Below are 24,337 nucleotides of genomic sequence, written 5' to 3' on the forward strand. Positions count from 1 at the left end.
CCTGGGGTGCGGGCTGCTGGGTCGGGCCATTCTCGCAGGTGCCCGCGGGTGCTCTTCCGCATCCGGTGCGGGCGGGCTACAGTCACCATAAAACTTGCAGTGCTAGTTTAAGTCGGGGTGCCCATCCGCATGGACCTGGAACTGACCGAGGAGCAGGCCGCCGTACGGGAGCTGGCCGCCGCCTTCACCGACCGGGAGATCGTGCCGTTCGCGGCCGAGTGGGACCGGGCGGAGTCGATCGACCTGGGCATCATCGGGAAGCTCGGCGACCTGGGCTTCCTCGGGCTGACCCTGCCGGAGGAGTACGGCGGCAGCGGCGGCGACCACCTGGCGTACTGCCTGGTGCTGGAGGAGCTGGGCCGCGGCGACTCCTCGGTGCGCGGCGTGGTGTCGGTGACGCTGGGGCTGGTCGCCAAGTCGGTCAACGCGTTCGGCACCGAGGAGCAGAAGCGGCAGTGGCTGCCCCGGCTGTGCTCGGGCGAGGCGCTGGGCTGCTTCGCGCTGACCGAGCCCGGCACCGGCTCGGACGCCGCCAACCTGACCACCCGGGCCGAGCGCGACGGCGAGGACTGGCTGATCTCCGGCGCGAAGATGTTCATCACCAACGGGACGTGGGCGGACGTCGCCCTGGTCTTCGCCCGCACCGGCGGACCCGGGCACCGCGGCGTCACCGCCTTCCTGGTCCCCACCGACGCGCCGGGCTTCGAACGGCGGCTGGTGCACGGCAAGTTGGGTCTGCGCGGGCAGGCCACCGCCGAGCTCTCCTTCGACCGGGTCCGCGTCCCGGACGGCGCCCGGCTCGGCGAGGTCGGCAAGGGCTTCACGGTGGCGATGGCGGCCCTGGCCAAGGGCCGGATGTCGGTCGCGGCGGGCTGCGTGGGCATCGCGCAGGCCGCGCTGGACGCGGCGGTGCGCTACGCCGGGGAGCGCGAGCAGTTCGGAAAGCCCATCGCCGCGCACCAGTTGGTGCAGGAGCTGCTGGCCGACATCGCCGTCGACGTGGACGCGGCCCGGCTGCTGACCTGGCGGGTCGCCGACCTGATCGACCGCGGACAGCCGTTCGCCACCGAGTCCTCGGTCGCCAAGCTGTACGCCTCCGAGGCGGCGGTGCGCTGCGCCAACAACGCGCTGCAGGTGTTCGGCGGGTACGGCTTCATCGACGAGTACCCGGTCGGCAAGTACCTGCGCGACGCCCGGGTGATGACCCTGTACGAGGGCACCAGCCAGATCCACAAGCTGCTCATCGGACGCTCGCTGACCGGCGTCAACGCGTTCTGAACCCCCCTTGCCCCTCCCTCTCCCTTGCCCCTCCTTCTCCCTTGCCCTTCCTTCTCCCTTGCCCTTCCTTCTCCCTTCCCACCCTCCCGACAAGGAGCCCGACGAAGTGCTTCCGGTCTTCATCGCCGCCGCCCGCCGCACCCCGATCGGTCGGCTGCGCGGCGCGCTGTCCGCCGTCCGGCCCGACGACCTGTCGGCGGCCGTGCTGCGCGGACTGCTCGACTCGGTGCCCGCGCTGGACCCGGCGCGGATCGACGACGTGTACTGGGGCGCCGCCAACCAGGCCGGCGAGGACAACCGCAACCTGGCCCGGATGGCCGTGCTGCTGGCCGGGCTGCCCGAGGGCGTGCCGGGCGCGACCGTCAACCGGCTGTGCGCGTCCGGGATGGAGGCCGTCACCACGGCGGCCCGGGCGATCGGCTCCGGCGAGGCGGACGTCGTCGTGGCGGGCGGCTGCGAGTCGATGAGCCGCGCCCCGTTCGTGCTGCCCCGCCCGGACGAGGCGCTGCCGCACCGGATGGAGACCTTCGACACCCGGCTCGGCTGGCGCCTGACCAACCCGCGGATGCGCGAACTGCACGGCGTGCTGTCGATGGGCGAGACCGCCGAGGAGGTCGCCGCCCGGTACGGCATCGGCCGCGAGGCGCAGGACGCGTTCGCGCTGCGCAGCCACCGACTGGCCGCCGCCGCCCGGGAGGCGGGGCACTTCGACGCCGAACTGCTGCCCGTCGCCCGCCCGGACGGGGCTCTGGTGGAGCGCGACGAGTCGATCCGGCCGGACACCACCGCCCAGAAGCTGGCCGCCCTCAAGCCGGTGTTCCGCCCCGGCGGGACCGTCACCGCGGGCAACGCCTCGCCGATGAACGACGGCGCGGCGGCGCTGCTGCTGGTCAGCGAACGGGCGCTTTCGGAGCTGGGGTTGGAGCCGCTGGGCCGGTACGTGGCGGGGGCGTCGGCGGGCGTGCACCCGGACGTGATGGGCATCGGGCCGGTGCCGGCCACCCGGCGGGTGCTGGAGCGCTCCGGCTGGAAGCTCGCCGAGCTGGAGACCGCCGAGTTCAACGAGGCGTTCGCGGCCCAGGCCCTGGCCTCGGTGGGCGAGTTGGGGATCGACCCGGAGCTGGTCAACCCCTCCGGCGGGGCGATCGCGCTGGGCCACCCGCTGGGCTGCTCGGGTGCCCGGATCCTCACCACCCTGCTGCACCGGATGCGCCGCACCGGCGCCCGGCGCGGCCTGGCCACCATGTGCGTGGGCGTCGGCCAGGGCTCCGCCGTGCTGGTCGAACGCGACTGAACCCGCTTTTCCCCCAACGAACATGACGAAGCATCAGGAACGGAGTACGGCCATGGGCAGGTTCGACGGCAAGGTCGCGGTGGTGACCGGCGCGGCGCAGGGCATCGGGGCGGCGACGGCCCGGCGGCTGGCCGAGGAGGGCGCGGCGGTGGCCGTGGTCGACCTCACCGCGGAGCGGGCCGAGGGCACCGTGGCGGAGATCGCCGCGGCGGGCGGCACCGCGCGGGCGTACGGGTGCGACGTCGCCGACTACGACGCGGTCGAGGCGCTGTTCGCCGCCGTGGCCGAGGAGTTGGGCGGGGTGCACGTCCTGGTCAACAACGCCGGGATCACCCGGGACAACCTGTTCTTCAAGATGCCCAAGCAGGACTGGGACGCCGTCCTGACCGTCAACCTGACCAGCGCCTACAACTGCGCGCACGTCGCCCAGAAGTACTTCGTCGCGCAGAAGTACGGCAAGATCGTGTCGCTCAGCTCGCGCTCCGCCCTCGGCAACCGCGGCCAGGCCAACTACGCGGCGGCGAAGGCCGGCATCCAGGGCCTCACCGCGACGCTGGCCATCGAGCTCGGCCCGTTCAACGTCAACGTGAACGCCGTCGCCCCCGGCTACATCGCCACCTCGATGACCGCCGCCACCGCCGAGCGGGTCGGCGCCACCCCCGAGGACCACCAGGCCGAGGTCGCGGGCCGCACCCCGCTGCGCCGGGTCGGCCGCCCGGAGGAGGTCGCCGCCGTGGTCGCCTTCCTGGCCAGCGAGGACGCCGCCTACGTCAGCGGTCAGACCCTGTACGTCAACGGCGGCGCCCGGTAGGCCAGGAGGGCGGCAGAGCGGCAGGACGGTGGCGACGGGCGTCGGGGGCGCGCACCGGCGGGGTGTGGGCGGGGTCCGCTACAGTCCGGCGGATGACCGAACTGGACTCCCTCCCCGGCATCCGGGCCGCCTACGACGCCGTCGCCGTGCGCTACGCGCAGCAGTTCACCGGCACCCTGCGCGACCGGCCGGTGGAGCGGGCGCTGCTGGCCGCGTTCGCCGAGTCGGTGCGGGCCGGCGGCGGGGGCGAGGTCGCGGACCTGGGCTGCGGGCCGGGGCACATCACCGCCCACCTGCGGGAGTCGGGGCTGCGGGCGTTCGGCGTCGACGCCTCCCCGGCGATGGTCGAGCTGGCCCGGCGGGCCAACCCGGGCGTGCGGTTCGAGGTCGGTTCGATGGCGGCGCTCGACCTCGCGGACGGCGTGCTGGGCGGGGTGCTCTCGCGGGCCTCGCTGATCCACGTCCCGCCGCCGGACCTCCCGGCCGTGCTCGCGGAGTTCGCCCGGGTCCTCGCCCCAGGCGGCCGGCTGCTGATCGGCTGCCTCGCCACCGACGACCCGGCGGTCCCGGCCCAGCCCTACGACCACTCGGTGGCGACGGCCTACCGCCTGTCCCCCGACCACCTGGCCGGGCTGCTGCGCGGCGTCGGCGTCCACGAGGTGGCCCGGGTGCTGTGCGAGCCGAAGCCCACCGACAAGCGGCAGTTCAAGGAACTGCTGCTGCTGGCCGCCAAGGAGCCGGTGCACTGACCGACGGGCCCGGCCCCGGCGGTCAACGGGTGGCGTTGGCCTCGGCGAGTTGGCGCAGGTGGCGTTCGGCGGCGCGGAGCTTGCGGTTGTCGGGGCCGGGGAGGTGGGCGCGGAGCTCGATGATGTCGGGGGCGATCCGGATGGCTTCGGCCGGGTCCTTGACGGCGCGCCAGCAGGCTTCGGCGTTGGTGACGGCGCGCTGGGTCTCGGGGTGGTCGGGGCCGTCGGTCTGCAGCAGGGCGGTGGCGACCTGGCGGTAGAGCTCGGCGGCGACGGAGGGGCGGCCGCCGACCCGGGAGACGTGGGCGCGGACCTGGCGGACCTGGAGCACGACGGGGGCGCGGGCGCCGTACGCGGCGACGGCCTTCTCCTCCAGGGCGAGGGCGAGCGCGGCCGCGGCGTCGTGGTCGCCGGTCTCGGCGCTGCGGACGATCTGGCCGATCGCCTCCAGGTACTCGCTCGGCGGGACCTGCCCGGGGTCGGCCGCCGGGGTGCCGGTCCCCTTGCCGAGCCGGACGGTGCCGGGCCCGGGCAGCGGGGTGGTGGCGGCCAGCGGGTCGTGCCGGGGGGCGGGTTCCGGTTCGGGGGCGCGCTCGACGAACGGGGCGGGGGCCGGCTTGCCGAGCGGGACGGTCGCGGTCGCCGCGGCCGGACCCGGCAGCGGCAGGGTGGCGGCCAACGGGTCGGCGGCGTCCGGGAGTTCGAGGGTCTTCTCGAGCGCCACCAGGGGCGCGGCGGGCGTGTCCTTGCCGAGTTCGACCCGGTCCGGCTTGCCCAGCGGCACCGTCGTGGTGGCGGAGAGGGGGTCGGCGGGGACCATCGGGACGCCCCGGACCAGCGAGACGATCATCTTGCGGCGCGGCGGGGTCGCCGGGACGCCCGGCTTGCGCAGCGAGACCAGGACGCGCGGGGTCCAGCCGGGGGCGAGCCGGGGCCGGGCGGGTTCGGGCGCGGCGGCCGGGGCGGCCGTCCCGGGGCGGGCGGGGGCGGCGGGCGTCGCGGCGGGGTCGCCGGGGCCGATCTGCCGGGCGGTGTTGCGGAAGTAGGGCCGGTCGGCGGGGTGCGCGGTGATCACCACGGTGTCGGCGCGCAGCACCGAGTGGACCTGCTGGCGGACGAGTTCGGGGGTGAGCAGCTGGTCGGCGCCGGGGCGGCCGCGGTGCAGGGTCTCGATCAGGGCGCGGGTGAAGGTGCCGAGCTGGTCGGGGTCGTGGTTGACGACGGCCCAGAGCGGGACGCCGTCGGAGAGCTGCTGTCCGGCGGTGGCGGCGAGGCCGGGCCAGACCACCTGGTCGGCGCTCAGGTCGCCGATCACCAGGGTGTCCAACTCGGTGCCGCGGTGGCGCAGTTCGTTGGCGACGGCGGACCAGGGCAGGCTCTCGGAGGCCTTGTTCTCGCGCAGCGAGAGGTAGAGCTGTTCGCCGCGCCGGTCGGTGACCAGGTGGCCGCCGAGGTGGATCAGCAGCGGCCCGGGGTGGCGGGCGGCGGCGCGCAGGTGGGCGAGGACGGTCTGCGGGTCGTTGGCGCCGGGCAGGTGGACGGCGTCGACCTGGTCGGCGGAGAGCAGCACCTGCGGGGCGACGCCGGCCAGCGCCGCGGAGAGCACGGAGGCGTTCGCGGTGCCGCCGCGGCCCCAGCGGCGGCCGCCGCCGTAACCGCCCTCGACGACCAGGACGCGGCCGCGCAGGCCGCCGCCGATGCCGTGGGCGGCGGGCGCGGGCGCAGTGGCGGTGGCGGGCGGCGGGGTGTCGGCGGCGGGGGTCTTGAAGGCGGCGGCCGGGAAGGTGCCGGTCCAGCCGGTGCCGCCGGGCGGGGTGGACGGCGGGGGCGGGACGGGGGTGCCGCCGGGCGGGGTGGGGGTGGGCAGCGGGATGGTGCGGGTGGAGCTGAGGACGGCGTCGGGGATCACCAGGTTGATCGAGGTGGCGAACGGGTCCGCGGCGGGCGCGGCGCCGGGGGTCTGCTCCAGGACGGGGGTCTTCGGGGGGAGTTCGACCGTCTCCGCCGGGTCGGCCGCGGGGCCGTCCCCGGTCGTCGATGCCACGTCAGCCACCGTTCGGTCACCGCCCCCGTCCGTCGCCCGTGCGACGTCGTACCCGCCGTGGCGTCCCGCACCACGCTCCGATCCCGGCCACGATACGTGGTCCGCGGCCGGCCGGGCCAGGCCGGGCCACGGGCGGGTTGACAGCGTCCCGGGGCCGGGGCGGACGGGGCGGTGAACGGTCCGGCCGGGGGCGGGCGTTGACCGGACGGGGGCGCCCGGACGGCGGACCGCCCCCGTTCCGGCGCCGGCGGTTCACCCCGGGGTGTTCTCCTGTGCGCCCGCCCGCCCTTGACGACCGGCCGGGCGCGGGGCCGTCAGTAGGTGACGGTGATCCGGCGGGCCGGACCGTCGACCCGGACCGAACCGCCGTACGGGATGACGAGTTGCGGTTCGGTGTGGCCGAGGTCGACGTCGAAGACGGCCATGGTGTCGGGGGCGTAGGCGTCCAGGGCGCGCAGGACGGCGGCGCGCTGGTCGGCGCGGTAGCGGGCGCGGGCCCCGGTGTCGTGGGGGTGTTCGAAGGTCCAGGCCATGGCGCGCCCGACCAGCAGGGCCGGGAACTGCCGCAGCAGGCCGCGTTCGCCGAGGTTGCGCAGCATCCGGAACACCTCGGTGGCGCTGGGCAGTTCCTCGGAGGTCTCGAGGAACAGCACGCCGCCGGCGTGCTCGGCGGCGGGACGGAGCCGGTCCGCGGCGGCCATCCAGTGCAGGATCTCCAGGTTGCCGCCCCAGGCGGTGCCCTCGACGACCCGGTCGGGGCGGTGCCAGTGCCAGCCGGTGACGGGTTCGCTCGCCGGCTCCCGCGCGAAGGTGGCCTCGTCCTCCCAGCGGCCCAGCACGGTACTGGCCTCGGTGGCGGCGGTGAGCTCGTACGGACCGCTGTCGAACAGGGCGGCGCGCAGCGAGGCGGCGGTGAGCGGGTGGACGGCGTGCGGGCGGCCGAGCTGGGTCATGACGGCGGCGCCGTGGTAGGCGACGATGCCCTGGCGGTGCAGGAAGTCGAGCAGGTTGGTGTTGTCGCTGTAGCCGAAGAAGGGCTTGGGGTTGGCCCGGATCAGCTCGGCGTCCAGGTGCGGGACGACGGTGATCTGGTCGTCGCCGCCGAGGGTGGCCATGACGGCGGTGACCGTCGGGTCGGCGAACGCGGCGTGCAGGTCGGCGGCGCGCTCGGCGGGGGTGGCGCCGAGCTTGCGGGTGGCGGGGTACTCGACCGGCTCCAGGCCGAACTCCTCGCGCAGGCGGCGCAGTCCGAGTTCGTGCGGGAGCGGGAAGGCGCCCGGGCCGGCGAAGCCGGGCGAGACGACCGCGATCCGGTCGCCGGGCCGGGGCTTGGGCGGGTACGTCGGCTGGTCTGACATGCCGGGATGCTAGTCGCCCGACGACACCGCGCACGACCGGGTTTCCGGCCCGGACCACCCGCGGCGAGCCGGGCCGCGGGCTCGGCGGGCGACGTCCGGCAGGGTCTGGCCGCGGACGGCACGGAACCCGACGGCACGGTGCGCATCGGCAGCCCGGCTCAACGCCCCCGGCTCCCCCAGCCCTCCACCCCTCGGCTCCCCCGGCCCCTCGGCTCCCCGGCCCCCGGCCTCCGCCCCCGGGCTCCCGGCCCAGGGGGCGACGTCCAGCAAGGTTTGGCCGAGGGTGGCGCGGAACCCGACGGCACGGTGTGCGTCGGCGGCCCGGTCAGCGCCTCCCGACTCCCCGGTCCCGGCCCTCCGCCCCCGGGGCTCCCGGCCCCGGGCTTCCCCGCTCAGGGGGCGACGTCCAGGAGGGTCTTGCCTAGGGTGGCGCGGGACTCGATGGCGCGGTGCGCGTCGGCGGCCCGTTCCAGTGGGAAGCGGCGGCCGATGACGGGGCGCAGCCGGTGCGCGGCGGCTTCGGCCAGGACGTGGGCGGTGGCGGCGCGGACGTGTTCGGGGGTGGGGCGCAGGGTGAGCACGGTGAGGTCGCGGGCGGCGGCCTCGGCGGGCGGGAGGTCGGTCCAACTGCCGCTGGCCAGGCCGTAGCTGAGCAGTTTTCCGCCGTCGCGGAGCAGTCCGGTGGCGGCCCGGCCGAGGGTGCCGCCGACGCCGTCGAGGACCAGGTCGACGGGGTCGGGGCCGCGGGTCCAGCCGGGCCGCAGGTAGTCGGTGGTCTCGGCGGCGCCGAGTTCGGCGGCCAGGGCGAGTTTGCTCGGGCCGCCGGCCGCGGCGACGACGTGGGCGCCGGCGGCGGTGGCGAGTTGCACCAGCAGGGTGCCGACGCCGCCGGCCGCGGCGGTGACCAGGATGCGGGCCCCGGGGGCGGGGGCGGCGGTCTCCAGCAGCAGGCGGGCGGTGCGGCCGTCGGCGAGCAGCGCGGTGGCGTCGTCGAGGGCGAGGCCGTCGGGGACGGGGTGCAGGCCGTCGGCGGGGACGGCGGCGAGTTCGGCGTAGCCGCCGCTGCCGCCGGTGGAGGAGACCACCCGGCGGCCCAGCCAGGCCGGGTCGGTGCCGGGGCCGAGCGCGGTGACGGTGCCGCCGACGCCGTTGCCGGGGACCATCGGGAGGTCGCCGGTGAACGGGCCGAGGCCGGTGGCCCGGAACTGGGTCTCGACGAAGGTCAGGTTGGCGTGCGCGACCTCGATCAGCACCTGTCCCTCCCCCGGCACCGGGTCGGGCGCACTGCCCGGCACCAGTACCTCGGGCCCGCCGAATTCCCGCAGCCACACCGCGCGCATCACGCCTCCGTCCGTCCACCGGCCGGTCGTTCCGGCCCGCCGCCCATCCTGGAGGCTCAAGTCCGCTTGAGGTCAAGCCGCTCGGGCCCTGCCGGGGGCTGTCGGGAGCTGACTGGATCTGCCGGGGGCTGTCGGCGGCGGCTGCCAGGATGCCCGGCATGGACACCGACGGATTCTGGGACCTGGTCGAGTCGAGCGCGGCGGGCGGCCCCGGCGGCGAGCGCGCCGAGCGGCTGACGGAGCGGCTCGCCGGGCTGCCGCTGCCGGAGGTGCTGGAGTTCCAGCTGCGTCTGGACGAGGCCCGCGCCCCGCTGGACACCGCGGGCACCCTGGCGCTGGCCCGGCTGGTGCTGCGCGGCCGGGTCAGCGACGACGGCCTGTGGTACTTCCACGTCTGGCTGATCGGCCTGGGCCGCGCCGCCCACCGCCTGGCCGTCCACGACCCGGACGCGCTGGCCGACCACCCCGCGCTGCGCCGCCTGGCCGCCCTCCCGTACGAACGGTGGACGGACGACGACTTCCCGGACTGGGAGGCGCTCGACTACTGCGCCCAGGACGCCCACGAGCGGCTCACCGGCGAGGAGGACGGACTGGAGGACGCCCTGGCCGCGCTCGGCCACGAGATGCCCTGCGACGCCGCCTTCGCCGACCCGGTCTGGACGCCCGCCCGGACCGCCGCCCGCCTGCCCCGGCTCACCGCGCTGTTCGCCGACGCCACCTGACGCCCCGTCGTGTCGGCGCCCCCGCCTACCCTCGGACCCCATGACGGCCACCGGCGACCTCCGCCCCCTCGATGACGACGATCCGGACCACGACACCGCGGACGAGCACCACGAGTACGACGAGCACGACGAGCACGACGAGCACGACGGGAACGGGGACGCCTGGATCGACGGCCCCGCGTGCCGGGACAACCCCCGCCTGAACGGCTGGCTGGCGGCCGCCCGGGCCGCCTTCCCGGCCTGGGCCGCGGCGCTGCCCGGCCGCTGGGACTTCGAGGTCGCCTCGCTGCCCCGGCTGGAACGGGAGGTCCGCCGCCGCTACCGGGACGCGGCCACCGCGCTGGACGCCCGCGACGAGCCGTTCCTGACCGTGGCGGCCTGGTACCTGGGCGAGGTGCACGTCCGCAACTACGGTGTGCGCTGGGCCCGTTCGCCGGAACCCGCCCCGCACCACCGGACCGACCCGCTGCTGCGCCTGCCGCGCGAACTGCTGGACGAGGCGGAGCGGGCCGAGCTCGCCGAGGCCGAGGAGCTGTGCGAGGACGACTTCCCGCTGGTCGACCCGCTGGGCCAGCTCGCCCACGCGGCCGGGCCCGGCCCGGCGGGGCGGCTGACCGCGGCCCTGGAGCAGTACGCGCCCTGGGCCGAACTGGTGGACCGGGCACTGGCCGCGGCCCGCGCCCGCCCGGCCGGGCACCCGGACGGCCGGCCCCTGCCGGGCGCGCCCGGGCCGCTCGACCCCGGCCCGGTCGGGGAGGCGCTCGCCGAGTGGCTGGCGGTCCGGGCCGACGCCTTCCCGCTCTGGGCGCGCGCCGCCGGCCCGGGCGCCGCGCTCGACTTCTCCGCCGGTTCCCTGGCGGTGCTGGAGGCCGCGCTGCGGGAACGGGTCCGGACGCTCGGGCTGGGCCCGGAGCTGAGCGTCCTGCTGTACCGGGAGGAGTACCTGCCGTGGAGCCCGGACCTGCCGCGGCTGGCCGACGACCCGGTGTTCGACTGCGCGCTCTGGTACCTCGGCGAGACGGCCTGCCGCGCCCGCGGCGCCCGCTGGCTGCCGCTGCGCGCCAACCTGGACGTCGGGCCGCGCACCGTCCCCCGGCTCGCGGTGGCCCGGGTCGGCGCCCGGACCGGCCCGCACCTGGCCGTCAGCCGGGCCGTGCACCGCTGCCTGCGCCCGTACGACGACACCGAGGTCGGCTACGCCCCGCTGTCCGGCGCCCTCGACCTGCTGGGCTGACCCGCCGTCAGCCCGGCGTCCGCCTCACCTGCCCGGGCGCACTGCCGTCAGCGCCGTCGGTCCAGCGCCCGTTCGATCAGCAGCCGGGTGAACAGCCGGGCCTGTTCGGCCCGGCGGGTCCGTTCCTCGGGGGTGAGGACCGGCGGGACGCCGTAGCGGCGGGCGGCGATGTCCTCGGCCAGGCCGGGCGGGGCGTCCAGGGCGGGGAGGCGGGCGATCGCCTCGCGCTTGGTGATCAGCTGGCCCTCGCGCAGCGCGACGGTGGCCCGGACGGCGGTGACCGGGCCGAAGTCCACCCAGATGTCGCGCCGCCACGGCTCGGAGCGGTCGGTGACCGGGTACCAGTAGTCGCGCAGGTCGGCCCGGATGTGCGCGTGCAGCGCGGCGTCGGTGACCGGCGGCAGCAGCTCCGCCGACGGACCGCCCGCCAACACCACTGCCCCGTCGAGGAGTTCACGGCGGGTGATGACCGTGACCGGGCGTTCCATCGGCTCGTCCTGGGCGAAGGTGAAGTGCACGGCGGCCGGGTCGCCGAGTTCCTCGCGCGGCAGGTACGAGCAGTGCAGTTTCGCCGCGCCGGGCTGCTCCTCGACCAACTCCCGGTGCAGCGCGGCGAGTCGTTCCCGCGTCGGCCCGTCGGGGACGGCGGGCAGCACGGCGATCAGGTCGAGGTCGCTGCGTCCGTGCCGGTAGTCGCCGTACGCCAGCGAGCCGTGCGCCCACAGCGCGTCGACCGGCACGGCGGCCGACAGGCGCGCCGCGAAAGCCGCCAACAGCGGTGCGGCGAGCGCGCGTTGGGCCTCGTCGTCGGGTGCGGGCAGGTACGGCGGTTCGGGGAGCGTCATGCCGCCCATGCTGACACGGGCCCGGCCGGGCCGGGCCCGACAACGGCCGGGCCGGCGCCGGGCGCGGCGCCGCCGGGACGCGCCCGGCACCCCCTACCGTCGAAGGGGCCCGGCCGTGCGGCCGGGCGACCGTCCGGGAACGGAGGAACCGTCACGATGGCGCAGAAGATCACCACTTTCCTGTGGTTCGACGACCAGGCCGAGCAGGCCGCCGAGTTCTACACCTCGGTGTTCGAGTACGGCCGGATCACCGACGTGCAGCGCTACTCGGACGCCGGGCCGGGCGAGGCCGGAAGCGTGATGCTGGTGTCCTTCGAGCTGTTCGGGCAGGAGTTCCTGGCGCTGAACGGCGGCCCGTCGTTCCGTTTCAACGAGGCGGTCTCGCTCCAGGTGGACTGCGCCGACCAGGCCGAGGTGGACCGCTACTGGGAGCTGCTGACGGCCGACGGCGGCGCGCCGGGCCCGTGCGGCTGGCTGAAGGACCGCTACGGCCTGTCCTGGCAGATCGTGCCGCACCGGATGACCGAGCTGCTCACCGACCCGGACCCGGAGCGCGCCCGCCGGGCCACCGCCGCGATGCTGCAGATGGGCAAGCTGGACGTCGCCGCACTGGAGGCCGCCGCCGACGGCGCCTGACGCCCCGCCGGGCACCGCACCCCGACCCCGCCCGACGCCTCGTCAAGCGCTTCTCCCCGCCCGGTCAACGGATCTCCGCGGCCCGGTGAAAGTATTGCCGTCCAGCGATCTGTCATGTCCGGGCTCTTCTGACCGGCCGTCCCGCCGCGCCCTACCGGGCTGCGCGCCACGCGCGTCATCCACCACGTGCGACGGACGTCAGGAGAGCCCTGCCATGAGCCTCACCCGCCGCCTGCCGCGCACCCTGGCCGCCGGTGCCACCGCCGCCGCCACCGTGCTGGTGCCGGTCACCTCGGCGCACGCCGCCGGCGGGTACACCCTGGTGGTCCTGACCGACCAGGGCGAGAACGCGAAGGCGATCGTCGCGGACTACGGCACCGCCACCGCCAAGGTGTTCGCCGGGTCGGAGAACTTCTCCGACAACTCCCTCAACCACAACCGGGAACTCGGCCTGGTCATCGCCGACCGGCGGTGCTCCCCGGCATCGAGTCGACCATCACCGCCGACTTCGACCGCGTCCCCGGCACCGCCAACGGCACTACCGTCGCCACCCACTCCGACCTCGACCACAACACCGGCTACGCCCAGCGCACCGTCGACCTCTCCGCCTACGCCGGGCAGAGCGTCACCCTCACCTTCAGCGGCACGGAGGACCACACCGAGCAGACCTCCTTCGTCCTGGACGACCTGGACCTGAACGCCTCCTGACGGACCGTCGGCCCGCGCACGCACCGCGCCCCCTTCCGGGCGGGGGCGCGGTGCGTGCTGCGGGGCCGGGGCCCGGGGCCGGTCAGCTGCCGGTGAGGAGGTCGCGGAGCAGGGCGACGGTGTCCGGGTCGAGGTCGCGGCCGGTGCGGCGGCTGAGCGCGTCGAGACGGTTGACGGAGCGGACGAGCTGGTCGCGGGCGCCGGCCGAGGCGTAGGCGTAGAAGAGGTCGCGGTGCAGGAGCTCGACCTCGGGGGCGACCGCGAGGGCGCGGAAGATCGCGGCCTCGGCGGTGCGGTGGTCGCCGTACTGGAGGCGGCGGGCGGCGAGTTCGTGCGCGGTGTCGACGATCGCGGCCAGCATGTCCTGCCGCTCGGTCTCCGCCCAGGCGAACGTCCCGGCCGGGGCCTCGGCGAACGGGGCGCCGCGGACCAGGGCCAGCGCGTGCGCGAGGGCCGCGTCGGCGGTGCTGGAGGTGGACCGCATGCCGCGCCGGTACAGGCTGCGGAACTCGTCCCAGTCGCAGCTGACCGCCGGGGCCAGCGCGTAGCTGTCGGCGGCCTGCGCCTCCAGGTAGTCGCGGCCCTCCGGGGAGGTGCCCAACCAGCCCGCCAGCGCGGCGAGTTTGGCCGGCAGCGGATCGGCCAGCCGCTCGACGGTGGCCCGCGGGTCGAGGTGCGCGGCACCCGGGTGGATGTCGCGGTCGATCGTGGTGCGCTCGGTGCCGGGGCGCAGCGCCAGGTACGCGGCGAGCTCGGTCAGCCGGGGGCGGCCCGCCGGGCCGGTGCTGCCCGCCGCGCCGAGCACGTCCACCGGCCCGAGCAGCCGGATCCGCGGCGCGGAACGCAGGTGGTGCGCCTCCGGCGAGCGCAGGATCGCCAGCAGGTCGTCGCTGTCGGTGCGGGCCGGACCGCTCCCGGGCCGGACGGACGGCCGGGCCGGGGAACGCGGGTCGGGGGCCGCCGCCTGGTCGTGGACGGGCAGCGGCTCGGGCACCGCCGGCTGCTCCGGCCCGACGGGCGGGGCCTGCGCCGGGGCTGCCGGCCCGGAGGAACGGGTGCCGCCGTCCGGCACCGGCTCGGGCGCGACGGTGCTGCCGCGCTCCGACTCGGCCGCGGCGGGCGGCAGTTCGGCCTGCGACGGCACCGGCGCCGACCCGGGCAACGCGGGCGCGGCGGACGCGGCGGACGCGGCGGACGCGGCGGACGCGGCAGGGGGCTCGGGGAGCGCGGCGGCGATCCGGGGGTCGACGGGCGTGCCGTGCGGCGGGGTGGTGACCTTGCGGGCCTGGCCGTTGGCGAGGTGCCGCGGCTCGAACCCGGGCACGACCGGCGGAGCGGGCGTCGCGGGCGTCGGCGGCATCGGGGACGTCGGGGGCTGGACGGGCAGCACCGGGACGACCGCGTACGGGTTGGTCGGGGCGGTCGGGACCAGCCCGGCGAACGGGCTGCTGCCGGTGGGCACCACCCGGGCCAGCAGCCGGGGCCCGGCCGCCTCCCCGCCGTCCGCCCCACCGCCGTCGGAGCCGCTGCCGGAGCCGCCCGCGCCGGTCTTGGCCAGGCTGGTCTTCGGCGCGGCGGCCGAGGCGGTCGCGGCGGCCGTCGCGGCGGCGGTCGCGGCCGGTCCGGTCGGCCCGCCGAGCAGGGCGAGCAGCCGGGCGTCGAGCGTGCCGTCGGCCCGCGCGTCCGTGTCCGCGTCCGCGTCCGGTTCCCCGTCCCGGTCCGCCGCCCCGAGGCCGAGCAGGTCGGCGCCCAGCGGACCGGGGGCCGCGCCGCTCTCGGCACCGATGGCGGCGCCGACCGCGGCCAGCGCGGGGACGGGCAGCGGGAGTTCCTGCTCGTCCTCGGGGCCGTTGTGCGGGCCGTCGAGGGTCCATTCGGGGGCCGGGTGCTGGGTGAAGTCGCCGGAGGCGCGGACGAGTTCGCCGAGCTGGGCGTACTGTTCGCGGCTGAGCCGCTGGAGTTCGACGCTCAGGTGCAGGCCGGGCAGGGCGGCGTGGCCGGTGGCGGGGAGGGTCCAGCGGGCGACCGGGCCGGCGCCGCGCTCGGGGGCGCGGGTGAGGACGGCCAGGCAGGTGCGGGGGCGGCCGTCGAGCAGGCGGCCGAGTTCGGCGGGCACGCCGCCGGTGGGCGGCTGCGCGGACAGCACGATCTCGGGCAGCCACGCCTCGTCGGCGCTGCCCCGGCTGCGGGCCTCGCGGGGGCTGCCGACGTTGGCGCCGATCAGGGTGGCGCGGGCCTTGGCGGTGCGCGGGCCGAGGGCGGCCAGTGCGGCTTCCAGCGTGGCGTGGTGGTGGACCCGTTCGGCGGCGGGGCCGGCGGCGGGCAGGTCGGTGGCGATGCCGACCAGGTGCAGGTGCAGGCGGTCGGCGAGCGGGCTGTGGGCGAGTTCGACGGCCAGGCTGCGCAGCACGTCCTCGGCGTCGTCGGGGTGCCCGGAGAGGTGCACCAGCCGGACGGTCTCCAGGTCGGCGAGGACGGTCGAGCCGTCGGGGGTGGCGCCGAGGGTGACCAGTGCCGGGTAGGGGGCGGCGTGCTTGGCGGCCTGTCCGGCGGAGAGCAGCTCGGTGGAGTCGGTCGGGCACCACCACACGTTCGGGGCGTGCGCGGCCCGGAACGGGGCGATCGGCACGGCCGGTGCGGCCAGGTGCAGTTCGACGGTGCCCGCGGTGGTGACCCGGGCGGCGACCAGCGCGGGCAGCCGCTTCTCGCCGCGGACGGCGTTGCGGCCCAGGGTGCGCAGGGCGCGGTTGAGCAGTTCGAGGCCGTGCTCGTCCTGGCGGGCCTTCAGTTCGGCCTCGAAGCGCCCGGCGGCGGCCGAGGGCAGCGCGATCCGGTGCCGGGGGCGGCGGGCCCGCTGCTGGTCGGTGCGGCGGCGGCCGACCAGGGTGATCAGCGCGGCGGCCATCAGCACGCCGAGGCCGGAGGCGGCCAGCGCGACGGTGTAGTCGCCGCTCCCGGTGGCGGCGGTGTGCTGCTCGCGGACGGCGGGCAGGTTGGCGGCGGACGCGGAGTCCTGCGGCGCGGGCGACTGCGCGGCGGGGCTCTGCGCGGGCGCGGTCTCCGGGGCGGCCGGGGCCGGGGTGCTCGGCGCGGGCGCCGGGGTCGCGGGCGCGGTGGCCTCGGGCGCCGGGGTCGTGGGGGCCGGGGTCTGCGGGGCCGGGCTCTCGACCGGCGCGGGCGGCGCGGGCGGCGCCGGGGTCTGCGGGGCCTGGGCGGCGCCGGGCACGGTGAGCACCGTGCCGGGGGCGAGCACGTCCGGGTCGGTGAGCTTCTCGCCGTCGGGCGAGGTGGCGCCCTTGTTGGCCTCGAACAGCTCGGGCCAACGGTCGCCGTCGCCCAACTCCCGCTGGGCGATGGCGGAGAGCGAGTCGCCGGAGTGCACGGTGACGCTGCCGTGCGCGGGCGCGGCGGAACCGGCGGCGGGGAGCGCGGGCTGGGCGCTGCCGGCAGTGGCGGCCGGGCCCGGGTCGGACTTGGCGCCGGCGGGCATCAGCAGCTGCCAGCCGGGCTGGATCGGCCGGTCGGCGTCGAAGCGGGTGCCCGAACCGTCCATCGGGCGGCCCGCGTTGAGCTTGGCGATCTCGGTCCAGCGGGCCCCGTCGCCGAGTTGGCGTTCGGCGATCGACCACAGGCTGTCGGCGGGCCGGGCGTCGCGGACGGTGTAGACCGGCTGCTGCGGGTCGGCGGCGGGCGCGGCCGCGGGGGCTCCGGCGGGGAGCGCGGCGTAGGCCGGGGCGGCGTTCAACTGGGCGACGGCGGCCGGGCGCTGGGCGAGTTCGGGGGTGGCGGCGAAGGCCGATCCGGCGACCGGGAGCAGGGCCAGCACCGAGCCGACCAGGCCGGCCGCGATCCGCTGGCTCCAGCCGAACGCGGGGATCCGGCGGGCGACCCGGCCGCGCAGCTGGGCGGGGATCTCGACCAGCACGGAGACCAGGAAGCACAGCCAGCCGATCCAGCCGATGCCGACCAGCAGCCACAGGAACAGGCTGCCGTCGTCGGGGCTGGTGAGCGCGGCGATCAGGTCGCCGTGGACCGGGTCGCCCATGGCGGCGACGGCGAGCGTGCCGTAGCCGAGCAGGGCGGGCACCCCGGCCAGCAGCAGGAGCAGGGCCAGCAGCGCGCCGAGCGCGGCCAGCACCGAGCCGCCGGTGCCGCGCCGGCGCCGGCCGGTGGCGGCGGGGGCGGGCTGCCGGCCGGCAGCGGGGCGGTCCGGCCGCCGTGTTCGGCGGCCCTTGCGGTGCTGGTCGTCGGCTCCGCGCGCGGCCATCAGCCGGTCGTCCCTTCCGTGATGCCGTGCAGCAGGGTGGCCTTGCCGTGCCCCTGCACGGAGAGTGAGGTGATGCCGACCAGGCCGAGCAGCGCGGTCGGGTAGGTGCTGGTGACGGTGACGCTGACCTCGCTGAGGTCGGGGTACTCGGGGAAGGAGACGTCTCCCGAGACGCCCTGGCCGGCCAGGTAGGCCCGGGCCGCGGACCGGGCCTGCTCCGCGTCGACCTGGTAGCCGTCGCCGGCCCGCAGCCGGGCGATGTCGAGTTGCTGGCCGGCCACCCGGGCGGCTTCCTGGGCGAGCGCGTCGGTCCGTTCCACGGCGCGCAGTTGGCCGCCGAAGTCGAGCACCAGGCCGACCACGGCGACCAGGCTGACGGCGGTGATGGCGACCATGACCGAGATGCTGCCCCGGTCCCGGGCGTTCACGCCTGGTTCGTCCACGTTCCCTCCCCCCACGGTGTGTTGAAGCCCTCTCAGTTTCCCCGATAGCGGTCCACCACGGAGGTGAACGTACCGGTGACCGTCTTGTGGCCCGGTACGCCGTCCAGGCCGAGCAGGTCGGACAGCGGCACCGTGCAGGACACCCGGACGGTGACGGTGGCCAGTTGGCCGCCGTCGGTGTCCAGCGTGCCGTACTGCGGGTCCCCGGCGGGTTCGGCGGCGCAGCGCACCGACCGGGAGGCCAGCGAGGTGCGGACGGCGTCCGCGGCGGCCTGCTGGGCGCCCTCGGGGGTGCGGGCCAGCGAGGCGGCCCGGGCGCCGGCCCGGGCGGCGGCGTCGACCACCGAGCCGGTGGTCTGCAGCCGTCCGGCGGCCACCGCCATCAGGGCGAAGCCGAGGATCACCGGCACCAGGACCGCCGCCTCGACCGCGAACGAGCCGCGCTCCCGGCGCGGGCCCGGCGGCCCGGTCCGCCCCCCGGCGGCCCGGATCCTCACGGCTGCCCCGGGGCGACGAACTTCTCCCGGGGCGCGCCGGCGGACTTGGTGATCGTCGGGTTGACGAACGGCACCAGGGTCACCGGCCGCACGGTGACGGACAGTTGGTACAGGTCGGGGTCGCCGTCGAGCTGCTGCGGCGGCTGCTGGAGCCGTACCAGGTCGCCGAGCCGGTCGATGAACGCGGTGGCCCGTTCCTCGCCCGCACCGGGCTGCGCGCCGTTGATCCGTCCGGCTTCCACGCCCTCCCGGGCGGCTGCCAGCGCGGCCTGTTCCGCGTACCACCACAGGCCGGCCTGCACCACCAGGAGGATCGTGAACAGCACGGCCGGGAAGACGATGGCGAGGCTGATCGTCATCGCTCCCCGGTCGGACCGGCGGGCGCGCGGCGGCGGCCCGCCGGGGGCGGGCCGCCGGTGCGGGCGGCGGGTCACGAGGTCTTGCCGTCGGAGGTGACGTTGTCCGGGATCTGCTCCTTGACGTGGTTGCCGAGCTGGGTGATGGCGTAGACGACCGTCCCGGCGACGGCGACCAGGACCAGGACGGCGAGGGCGAGTTCGATGCTGATCGCGCCGCGGTCGCCGCTGCCGCGGGCCAGCCGCAGCTTGGCCAGGCGGTAGTCGACGGCGGGGCGGACGAGGTGCAGCGGGAGCAGCGGCCGCAGGGCGGTCGCCACGGTGCGGATTCGGGCCATGGTGTGGTCTCCAGGACGTCGAGGGGAGGGGCTCGGTGCGGTGGGGTCGGGCCGTCCGGCGGGGCGGCGGGGCGGTGGCGGGGTCACGGGGGTGTCAGTTGGCGTTGAGCATCTGGTAGACCGCGGGGAAGGCGATCAGGACGGTCATCAGCAGGGTCAGGGCGGAGCCGGGGGCGACCATCCGTTCGCTGTCGGTGTTGGCCTTGGCGAGTTCCTCGGAGAGGAGTTCGCCGCGCAGGCTCTTGGCGCGGGCCCGCAGGGTGTCGTAGACGGCGGCGCCGTCGACGCCGGAGATCCGCATGATGTCGGCGACGTCCTGGAGCGGGGTGAGGCCCAGCTCCAGGGCGAGCGCGTCGAGCCCGTCCCAGGGCGGGAGCCGGTCGGTGGCGGCCCGTTCCAGGGCGTCGCGGATCCGCCGGAACACGGTGCCGCGCCCGACCGCGGCGGCCCGGCGCAGCGCCTCGGCGGGGCCGCAGTCGGCGGCCCGTTCGAGGGCGACGAGTTCCAGGTAGGCGGCGATGCCGTGCAGGTACTCGGTGCGGGCCTCCTTGGCCTCGCCGGAGACGATGCCGTCGGGGACGAACCAGAGCAGCGCCGCCAGCAGCGGCCCGACCAGCAGCGGGACGGCGAGCGGCAGGCCGTCGCCGATCACCGCGGCCATCACCGTCAGGTAGCCGGGCAGCGCGAACCCGAGGACGGCGAACAGCAGTTTGTGCGCCATGAACCGGGCCGGGCTGCGGCCGATCAGGGCGAGTTCCTGGTGCGGGATCCGCACCCCGGGCAGCCGCCCGGAGCGTTCGCCGACCCGGTCGTACCAGGGCAGCGCGACGTCCTGGTCCTCGGCCCGGCGGGGTTCGGGGACGCGGTGCAGCCGGTCCAGGGCCTGGCCCAGGTCGGGTGGGGCGGGCCGGAGTTCGGCCAGCAGCAGGGCCACGCCGCCGGCCGCGGCGCCGCCGGCCAGCACCGCCCAGGGGGAGATCACCGGGCCTCCTTCAGCAGGGGTTCGTCCTCGGCCGGGGCGCCGTCCTCGGCGCCCCGGCGGCCGGGCAGCCGGCCGGTCCTGGAGCGGCGGTCGGCCTCCAGGACCCGGGGCAGCGGGGTGTGCCGGGCCAGCGAGCGCATCCAGCCGATCACCGCGACGAAGGCCACCGCCACGATGCCGAGCACGAGTTGGCCCAGCGCCGTCGAGTAGGGGGCGGTGTAGCGGGAGTTGAACGCGCCGATCACGATGACCAGCAGGATGATGCCGACCATCCAGCGGATCGTGGTGCGGTGCTTGGAGCGGTCGGCCTCGATGGCGCGCCGCTGCCGGACCTCCTCGCGCACCGAGTCCGCCATGTCGGCCAACGCCCGGGCCAGGCCGGGCCCGCTGTCGCCGGCCCGCAGGACGAGGGCGGCCAGCACCTTGTCGGCGGTGGCGTCGGCGACCTGGTCGCCGAAGGCGCGCAACGCGTCCTCGGGGCGCCAGCGGGACTGCAGCCGGGCGGCCAGGTCGGAGATCTCGGTCTCCAGGGCGGCCGGGGCGGTGCGCCGGCTGGTCATGATGGCCTGGTTGAGGCCGACGCCGAGCAGCAGCACGTCGGCCAGGCGCTGGGTCCACTCGGCGAGCGCCTCCAGCCGTTCGATCCGCCGGGTGTCGGAGCGGGTGGCGTCGAACAGCCAGGGCAGGCCGAACACGGCGGCCGGGACGAGCAGCGCGACCAGCGGGATGCCGGTGAACAGCCAGCCGCCGGGCGCGCCGAGCAGGGCCAGCGCCAACTGGATGCGGCGCAGCCGGGCCATCCCGGGCGAGGCGGTGCCGGGCGCCCCGTACCAGAGGGTGTGCAGCCGGCCCTCCAGCGGGTTGTCCCGCTCCTCCTCGTCGGCGGGCCGCCCGCGCAGGCCGACGGCCAGCGCCACCAGCCCGCCGGCCAGCAGCAGTCCGCACAGCACGTACAGCAGCATCAGCGCATCCCCCCGATCCGCAGCGACAGCGGCGCGCTCCACGTCCCGTACGGGGAGCCGAGCAGGCCCGCGTCGAAGCCGGCCCGGCGCAGGTCGTCCAGGCAGTGCGGCGGGGTGACGGGGACGGCCCGGACCTCGCCGAGTTCCGGGCGCGGCCCGAAGACGGTGTTCAGGGCGGGGCGGCCGGACTCGCCGAGGCCCGCGACCTCCAGCACGTGCGAGACGAAGCGGTGCCGGCGGCCGCCGACGGCGGTCTCGTCGACCATCGCGACGTGCACGATGAAGTCCACCGCGTTGGCGGTGAGCCGGTAGGCGAGGGTGTCGGTCATGTGGGCGCCGTACTCGAGGCAGAGTTCGGCGATCCGGTCGACCACCATGTGCGGGCCGCGGGCGTGCAGGGTGCACATCGAGCCGCCCTCGCCGTTGGTCATCACCCGCAGCATCGGCACCACCTCGGCGGAGCGGACCTCGCCGACGATGATCCGGGACAGCGTCATCCGCAGCGCCGCCGGGATCAGCTCACCGATCGTCAACTCGCCCGCCAGGCGGCCGTCCACGCGTTCGCCGTTGCCCTCGCGGGCCTCCATCGGGACGACCTGCTTCAGGTGGCCCAGCGTGTGCAGCCACAGCTCGAACTCCGACTCCAGGGTGCCGACCCGCTCGTCCGGCGGGATCTCGGCGGCCATCGCGCGCAGCAGGCTGGTCTTGCCGACGCCCTGCGTGCCGGTGATCATCACGTTCTTCCGGGCCCGGATCGCGGCCGCCAGGAACGCCGCCAACGTGCTGTCCACGGTGCCGAGTTGGACCAGGTCGCTGAGCGTGGCACTGGCCACCCGGTGCCGGCGGATCGCCACGTACGGGCGGGGCGTCACCTCGGTCATCGCCTGCAGGCGCATCCCGCCCTCCAGCCGCAGCGCCAGCATCGGGCTGGCGGTGGACAGGCTGCGCTCGCCGCCGCCGTGCTGGCGCGCCAGGTCCTGGAGCAGCTCGACCAGTTCCTCGTCGGTGTCGGCCACCGGCGGCACCTGCCGCAGCGGCTGGTGCACCCGCGAGACCCACACGTCGTCGCACCCGTTGATCAGGATGTTCTCGATCTCCGGGTCGTCCAGGTACGGCTGCAGCCGCCCGGCCCGGAACAGCAGGTCATACACCGCCTCGGCGAGCACCCGGTCCTGCTCCCGGGTCGGCGGGATGCCGTGGGTCTGCGCGTACGCGTCCGACCAGCGGGCCACCGCCTCCTCGATCAGCGCCCGCCCGCGCTGCCGCCGGGTCGCCCGGTCGGCCTCGCTCCCGGACGCCTCCGACAGCCGCGACAGCTGCTGGTGCAGCTCCGCCGCGACCTGCCGCTTCAACTCCCGGGCCACCTGGGTGTCCACGGCCGGCCGCGCCCCCACCGGCGAGAGCGCGGGCACGCCCGACGCCGCCGCGGACGCCGCCCGGCCGACCGGCCCGGTCTGCACCTGCGGCTGCGGCTGCGGCTGCACGGGCGGCTTCCCCCACGGCAGCCCGGCCGCGTCGGCCGAACCCCCGTACACCACCTGGCCGTTCACCGGCTGCTGCGGCGGCACCGGACCCTGGTACGGACTAGCGCGCACGCCACACCTCCTCCCCGTCGGCCCCGTCCGGCCCCGCCTGTCCCGGGAACGGCGCGGGCGCGGGCGGCTGCGGCACCGCGGGCGGCGCGATGTGCGGCGCGGCGTACGAGATCTGCGGCGCCTCCACCCGGATCGGCCACTCCCCCGTGAACTGCCCCGCCCCTTGCGGCGGGAACTGCTGCTGGAACTGCTGCTGCTGGTAAGGCTGTTGCTGGTACGTCGGCGGCGGCGGCTGCTGCGGCTGCTGCGGGTACGCCGGCCCGGCCACCGGCCCCGCCACGAACGGCGGCACCGGCTGCGGAGCCTGCACCTGCTGCGGGGGCAGCGCGGGCTGAACGGACTGAACGGGCTGCTGCTGCACGGGCGGTGGCTGTACGGGCTGTTGCTGCAGCTGCGGCTGCGGCTGCGGCTGCGGGCCGCCGAGGCGCCGGCGGCGGGCGGCGGCGAGGTCCTGGATCCGGTCGGCGGTGGTGCGCGCGGTGCGCATCAGCTCGGAGCGGATGAAGCGCCGGTCGGTGGTGTCGCCGCCGTCGGAGAGCACCCGGGCGGTGCGCGGCGCGTGGGTGAGCGCCCCGAGCACGGGGAGCCGGAACTGCCGGGAGACCTCGCTCTCCGGGTAGGGGCCCTCGGCGACCAGCAGCAGGCCGAGGCCGTCCGAGCCGGTGCCGTGGGCGTCGAGGTCCTCGCGCAGCGCGGCGATCCGGGGCCGGGCGGCGGAGAGGCCGCGCAGGGTGGTGCGGACGGTGGCGGCCACCACGTCGGCGCGCCGGGGCAGCACCGCCATCGGCCCGTTGGCGCCGGAGCGGCCGAGGTCGAGCAGCACGTCGTAGCCCTGCGGTTCGAGCGCGTGCAGCGCCTCGACCAGGGGTTCCCAGGTGTAGGCCAGGCCGGGGGCCTGGGCCGGATCGGTCAGGCCGGGCAGCAGCAGGCGTTCGCCGGTGCCCTGCGGGGAGACGTCGAGCAGCTGCTCCCACAGCGTCTCGGCGAGCAGCCCGCGCCGGTCGGCGACGGCCAGGTTGCGCAGCCCGTACACGGCCTCCACCCGGCCCTCCAGCGCCCCGGCCAGCACCGCGCCGCCGTCCGGGTCGCACTCGACCAGCAGCACCCGGCGGCCCGGCCGCAGCGGCCAGGACAGCAGCAGCGCGAGTGCGCTGCTGGTGGCCCCCGGCGCGCCCGGCCCGCCGAGCACGGCCACCACCGTCATCAGGACCCTCCGGCGGTGCGGGGCGCCAGGATCACCTGGAACCTGCCCCCCGCCACCCAGAGCGCCAGCCGGGGCCCGTCGGCGGGGCCGACGGCGACGTCTATCACGGTGCTGCCGTCGGTGTCGGGCCGGCCCACTGCGGAGACCACCGCGGTCATCGTGTCCGGGGTCCGGGTCGCGGTGCCGTCGCCCTTGGCGTCGGGCGTGTTGACGATCAGGATCTGCAGGCCGGGCTGCAGCTTGGTCGCGGGCAGCTGGGAGCGCTTCGCGGAGACCCCGACGATCTGCTGCCCCGGCTGGGTCGCCGGGTCGCTGGTCAGGTCCGACTTGACCAGCAGCGCCCCGCGCTTGAGGTCGGTGGTGGCCCGCAGCCCCACCGTCCGCTGCAGGTCCTGGGCGTCCAGCGGGTGCAGCGCCGGGTCCCCCGCGATGTGCGCGACCACCAGGTCGTCCGACCCGATCACCTGCCCCATCGGCACGTCCCGGGCCAGCGCCAGCACCGCGATCCGCTGCCCGCTGCTGTTGTACAGCACCGCCCCGCCCAGCCCGCCGGCCGCGATCAGCGCCACCGCCATCGCCAGCACGGCGGGTCGCCGCCGCCGCGCGCCGAGTCGGCGCGGCGGGGTCGGCATGCTTCGGTTCTCCACCGCTCTGCGGCCTCTCACTCGTGACGG

The 24,337-nt window shown here is 76.6% G+C and carries 22 protein-coding genes; 8 read left to right on the forward strand and 14 right to left on the reverse strand.

Translation table 11 applies throughout. From position 1 onward, the window contains the following. The first annotated feature begins 129 nt into the window (after positions 1-129). From EDD39_RS28040 to EDD39_RS28055, 4 genes are all read left to right on the forward strand, one after another. Positions 130-1,278, forward strand: a complete 1,149-nt coding sequence (locus EDD39_RS28040) for an acyl-CoA dehydrogenase family protein (protein ID WP_123561430.1) — start codon at positions 130-132, stop codon at positions 1,276-1,278. A 106-nt stretch (positions 1,279-1,384) separates the two neighbouring features. Further along, entirely contained in the window at positions 1,385-2,572 is a 1,188-nt protein-coding gene (locus EDD39_RS28045; RefSeq protein ID WP_123561432.1) for a thiolase family protein, read from the forward strand. A 52-nt stretch (positions 2,573-2,624) separates the two neighbouring features. Further along, positions 2,625-3,383: a 3-oxoacyl-ACP reductase FabG gene (fabG, locus tag EDD39_RS28050; RefSeq protein WP_123561434.1), complete on the forward strand. Its 759-nt coding sequence runs from the start codon at positions 2,625-2,627 to the stop codon at positions 3,381-3,383. Positions 3,384-3,475: 92 nt separating this feature from the next. Further along, positions 3,476-4,132 carry a class I SAM-dependent methyltransferase gene (locus tag EDD39_RS28055; protein WP_123561436.1) on the forward strand — a complete coding sequence of 219 codons (657 nt, stop codon included), beginning with the start codon at positions 3,476-3,478 and terminating at the stop codon, positions 4,130-4,132. Between the two features lie 22 nt (positions 4,133-4,154). Here EDD39_RS28055 and EDD39_RS28060 read toward each other — a convergent pair whose 3' ends face one another. The 3 genes from EDD39_RS28060 to EDD39_RS28070 form a co-directional block, all read right to left on the reverse strand. Beyond that, positions 4,155-6,176, reverse strand: coding sequence for a hypothetical protein (locus tag EDD39_RS28060; RefSeq protein ID WP_123561438.1), 2,022 nt, complete (start codon positions 6,174-6,176; stop codon positions 4,155-4,157). Positions 6,177-6,490: 314 nt separating this feature from the next. Then, a complete protein-coding gene (locus EDD39_RS28065; RefSeq protein ID WP_123561440.1) occupies positions 6,491-7,534 on the reverse strand; it encodes a S66 family peptidase in 1,044 nt (347 codons plus the stop codon). A gap of 392 nt (positions 7,535-7,926) precedes the next feature. Next, a complete protein-coding gene (locus tag EDD39_RS28070) occupies positions 7,927-8,874 on the reverse strand; it encodes a zinc-binding dehydrogenase (protein WP_123561442.1) in 948 nt (315 codons plus the stop codon). A 158-nt stretch (positions 8,875-9,032) separates the two neighbouring features. On the opposite strand from EDD39_RS28070, the gene EDD39_RS28075 reads away from it, so the two are divergent. Both EDD39_RS28075 and EDD39_RS28080 read left to right on the forward strand, forming a co-directional pair. Then, positions 9,033-9,596, forward strand: a complete 564-nt coding sequence (locus tag EDD39_RS28075) for a DUF4240 domain-containing protein (protein WP_162870235.1) — start codon at positions 9,033-9,035, stop codon at positions 9,594-9,596. Between the two features lie 40 nt (positions 9,597-9,636). Next, a complete protein-coding gene (locus tag EDD39_RS28080) occupies positions 9,637-10,830 on the forward strand; it encodes a hypothetical protein (protein ID WP_123561446.1) in 1,194 nt (397 codons plus the stop codon). Between the two features lie 47 nt (positions 10,831-10,877). Here the strand turns inward: EDD39_RS28080 and EDD39_RS28085 are convergent, their stop codons facing one another. Continuing rightward, the gene (locus EDD39_RS28085; RefSeq protein WP_123563407.1) at positions 10,878-11,675 is read right to left on the reverse strand and encodes a nucleotidyltransferase domain-containing protein; all 798 of its coding nucleotides are present in this window, start codon (positions 11,673-11,675) and stop codon (positions 10,878-10,880) included. Between the two features lie 156 nt (positions 11,676-11,831). On the opposite strand from EDD39_RS28085, the gene EDD39_RS28090 reads away from it, so the two are divergent. Beyond that, positions 11,832-12,311, forward strand: a complete 480-nt coding sequence (locus EDD39_RS28090; RefSeq protein ID WP_123561448.1) for a VOC family protein — start codon at positions 11,832-11,834, stop codon at positions 12,309-12,311. 471 nt (positions 12,312-12,782) lie between these two features. Next, positions 12,783-13,019, forward strand: a complete 237-nt coding sequence (locus EDD39_RS40405; RefSeq protein ID WP_208765730.1) for a hypothetical protein — start codon at positions 12,783-12,785, stop codon at positions 13,017-13,019. An 82-nt stretch (positions 13,020-13,101) separates the two neighbouring features. On the opposite strand, the gene EDD39_RS42280 is transcribed toward EDD39_RS40405, so the two are convergent. From EDD39_RS42280 to EDD39_RS28145, 10 genes are all read right to left on the reverse strand, one after another. After that, entirely contained in the window at positions 13,102-17,286 is a 4,185-nt protein-coding gene (locus EDD39_RS42280; protein ID WP_123561450.1) for a LysM peptidoglycan-binding domain-containing protein, read from the reverse strand. Further along, entirely contained in the window at positions 17,286-17,729 is a 444-nt protein-coding gene (locus tag EDD39_RS28105; RefSeq protein WP_148089545.1) for a TadE/TadG family type IV pilus assembly protein, read from the reverse strand. The genes EDD39_RS42280 and EDD39_RS28105 overlap by 1 nt, the downstream gene beginning before the upstream one ends. Before the next feature lie 32 nt (positions 17,730-17,761). Beyond that, positions 17,762-18,226 carry a TadE/TadG family type IV pilus assembly protein gene (locus EDD39_RS28110; RefSeq protein WP_279634005.1) on the reverse strand — a complete coding sequence of 155 codons (465 nt, stop codon included), beginning with the start codon at positions 18,224-18,226 and terminating at the stop codon, positions 17,762-17,764. Beyond that, complete coding sequence (locus tag EDD39_RS28115; protein ID WP_123561454.1) at positions 18,223-18,585, reverse strand: TadE/TadG family type IV pilus assembly protein; 363 nt, start codon at positions 18,583-18,585, stop codon at positions 18,223-18,225. Before EDD39_RS28115 ends, EDD39_RS28110 begins: the two co-directional genes overlap by 4 nt. A 71-nt stretch (positions 18,586-18,656) precedes the next feature. Then, the gene (locus EDD39_RS28120; protein ID WP_030460347.1) at positions 18,657-18,920 is read right to left on the reverse strand and encodes a hypothetical protein; all 264 of its coding nucleotides are present in this window, start codon (positions 18,918-18,920) and stop codon (positions 18,657-18,659) included. Positions 18,921-19,014: 94 nt separating this feature from the next. Continuing rightward, the gene (locus tag EDD39_RS28125; protein ID WP_123561456.1) at positions 19,015-19,902 is read right to left on the reverse strand and encodes a hypothetical protein; all 888 of its coding nucleotides are present in this window, start codon (positions 19,900-19,902) and stop codon (positions 19,015-19,017) included. Beyond that, positions 19,899-20,864, reverse strand: a complete 966-nt coding sequence (locus EDD39_RS28130; protein ID WP_123561458.1) for a type II secretion system F family protein — start codon at positions 20,862-20,864, stop codon at positions 19,899-19,901. Before EDD39_RS28130 ends, EDD39_RS28125 begins: the two co-directional genes overlap by 4 nt. Continuing rightward, on the reverse strand, positions 20,864-22,459 hold the full coding sequence (locus tag EDD39_RS28135; RefSeq protein ID WP_244257327.1) for a TadA family conjugal transfer-associated ATPase: 1,596 nt from the start codon (positions 22,457-22,459) through the stop codon (positions 20,864-20,866). Before EDD39_RS28135 ends, EDD39_RS28130 begins: the two co-directional genes overlap by 1 nt. After that, positions 22,449-23,663 (reverse strand): CpaE-like family protein, encoded by a 1,215-nt coding sequence (locus tag EDD39_RS40410; RefSeq protein ID WP_208765671.1) that lies wholly within the window; start codon positions 23,661-23,663, stop codon positions 22,449-22,451. Before EDD39_RS40410 ends, EDD39_RS28135 begins: the two co-directional genes overlap by 11 nt. After that, on the reverse strand, positions 23,663-24,295 hold the full coding sequence (locus EDD39_RS28145; RefSeq protein WP_123561462.1) for an SAF domain-containing protein: 633 nt from the start codon (positions 24,293-24,295) through the stop codon (positions 23,663-23,665). The genes EDD39_RS40410 and EDD39_RS28145 overlap by 1 nt, the downstream gene beginning before the upstream one ends. Positions 24,296-24,337: the final 42 nt, after the last annotated feature.

Origin of the sequence: Kitasatospora cineracea, assembly GCF_003751605.1 — a bacterium.
GTDB lineage: Bacteria > Actinomycetota > Actinomycetes > Streptomycetales > Streptomycetaceae > Kitasatospora > Kitasatospora cineracea.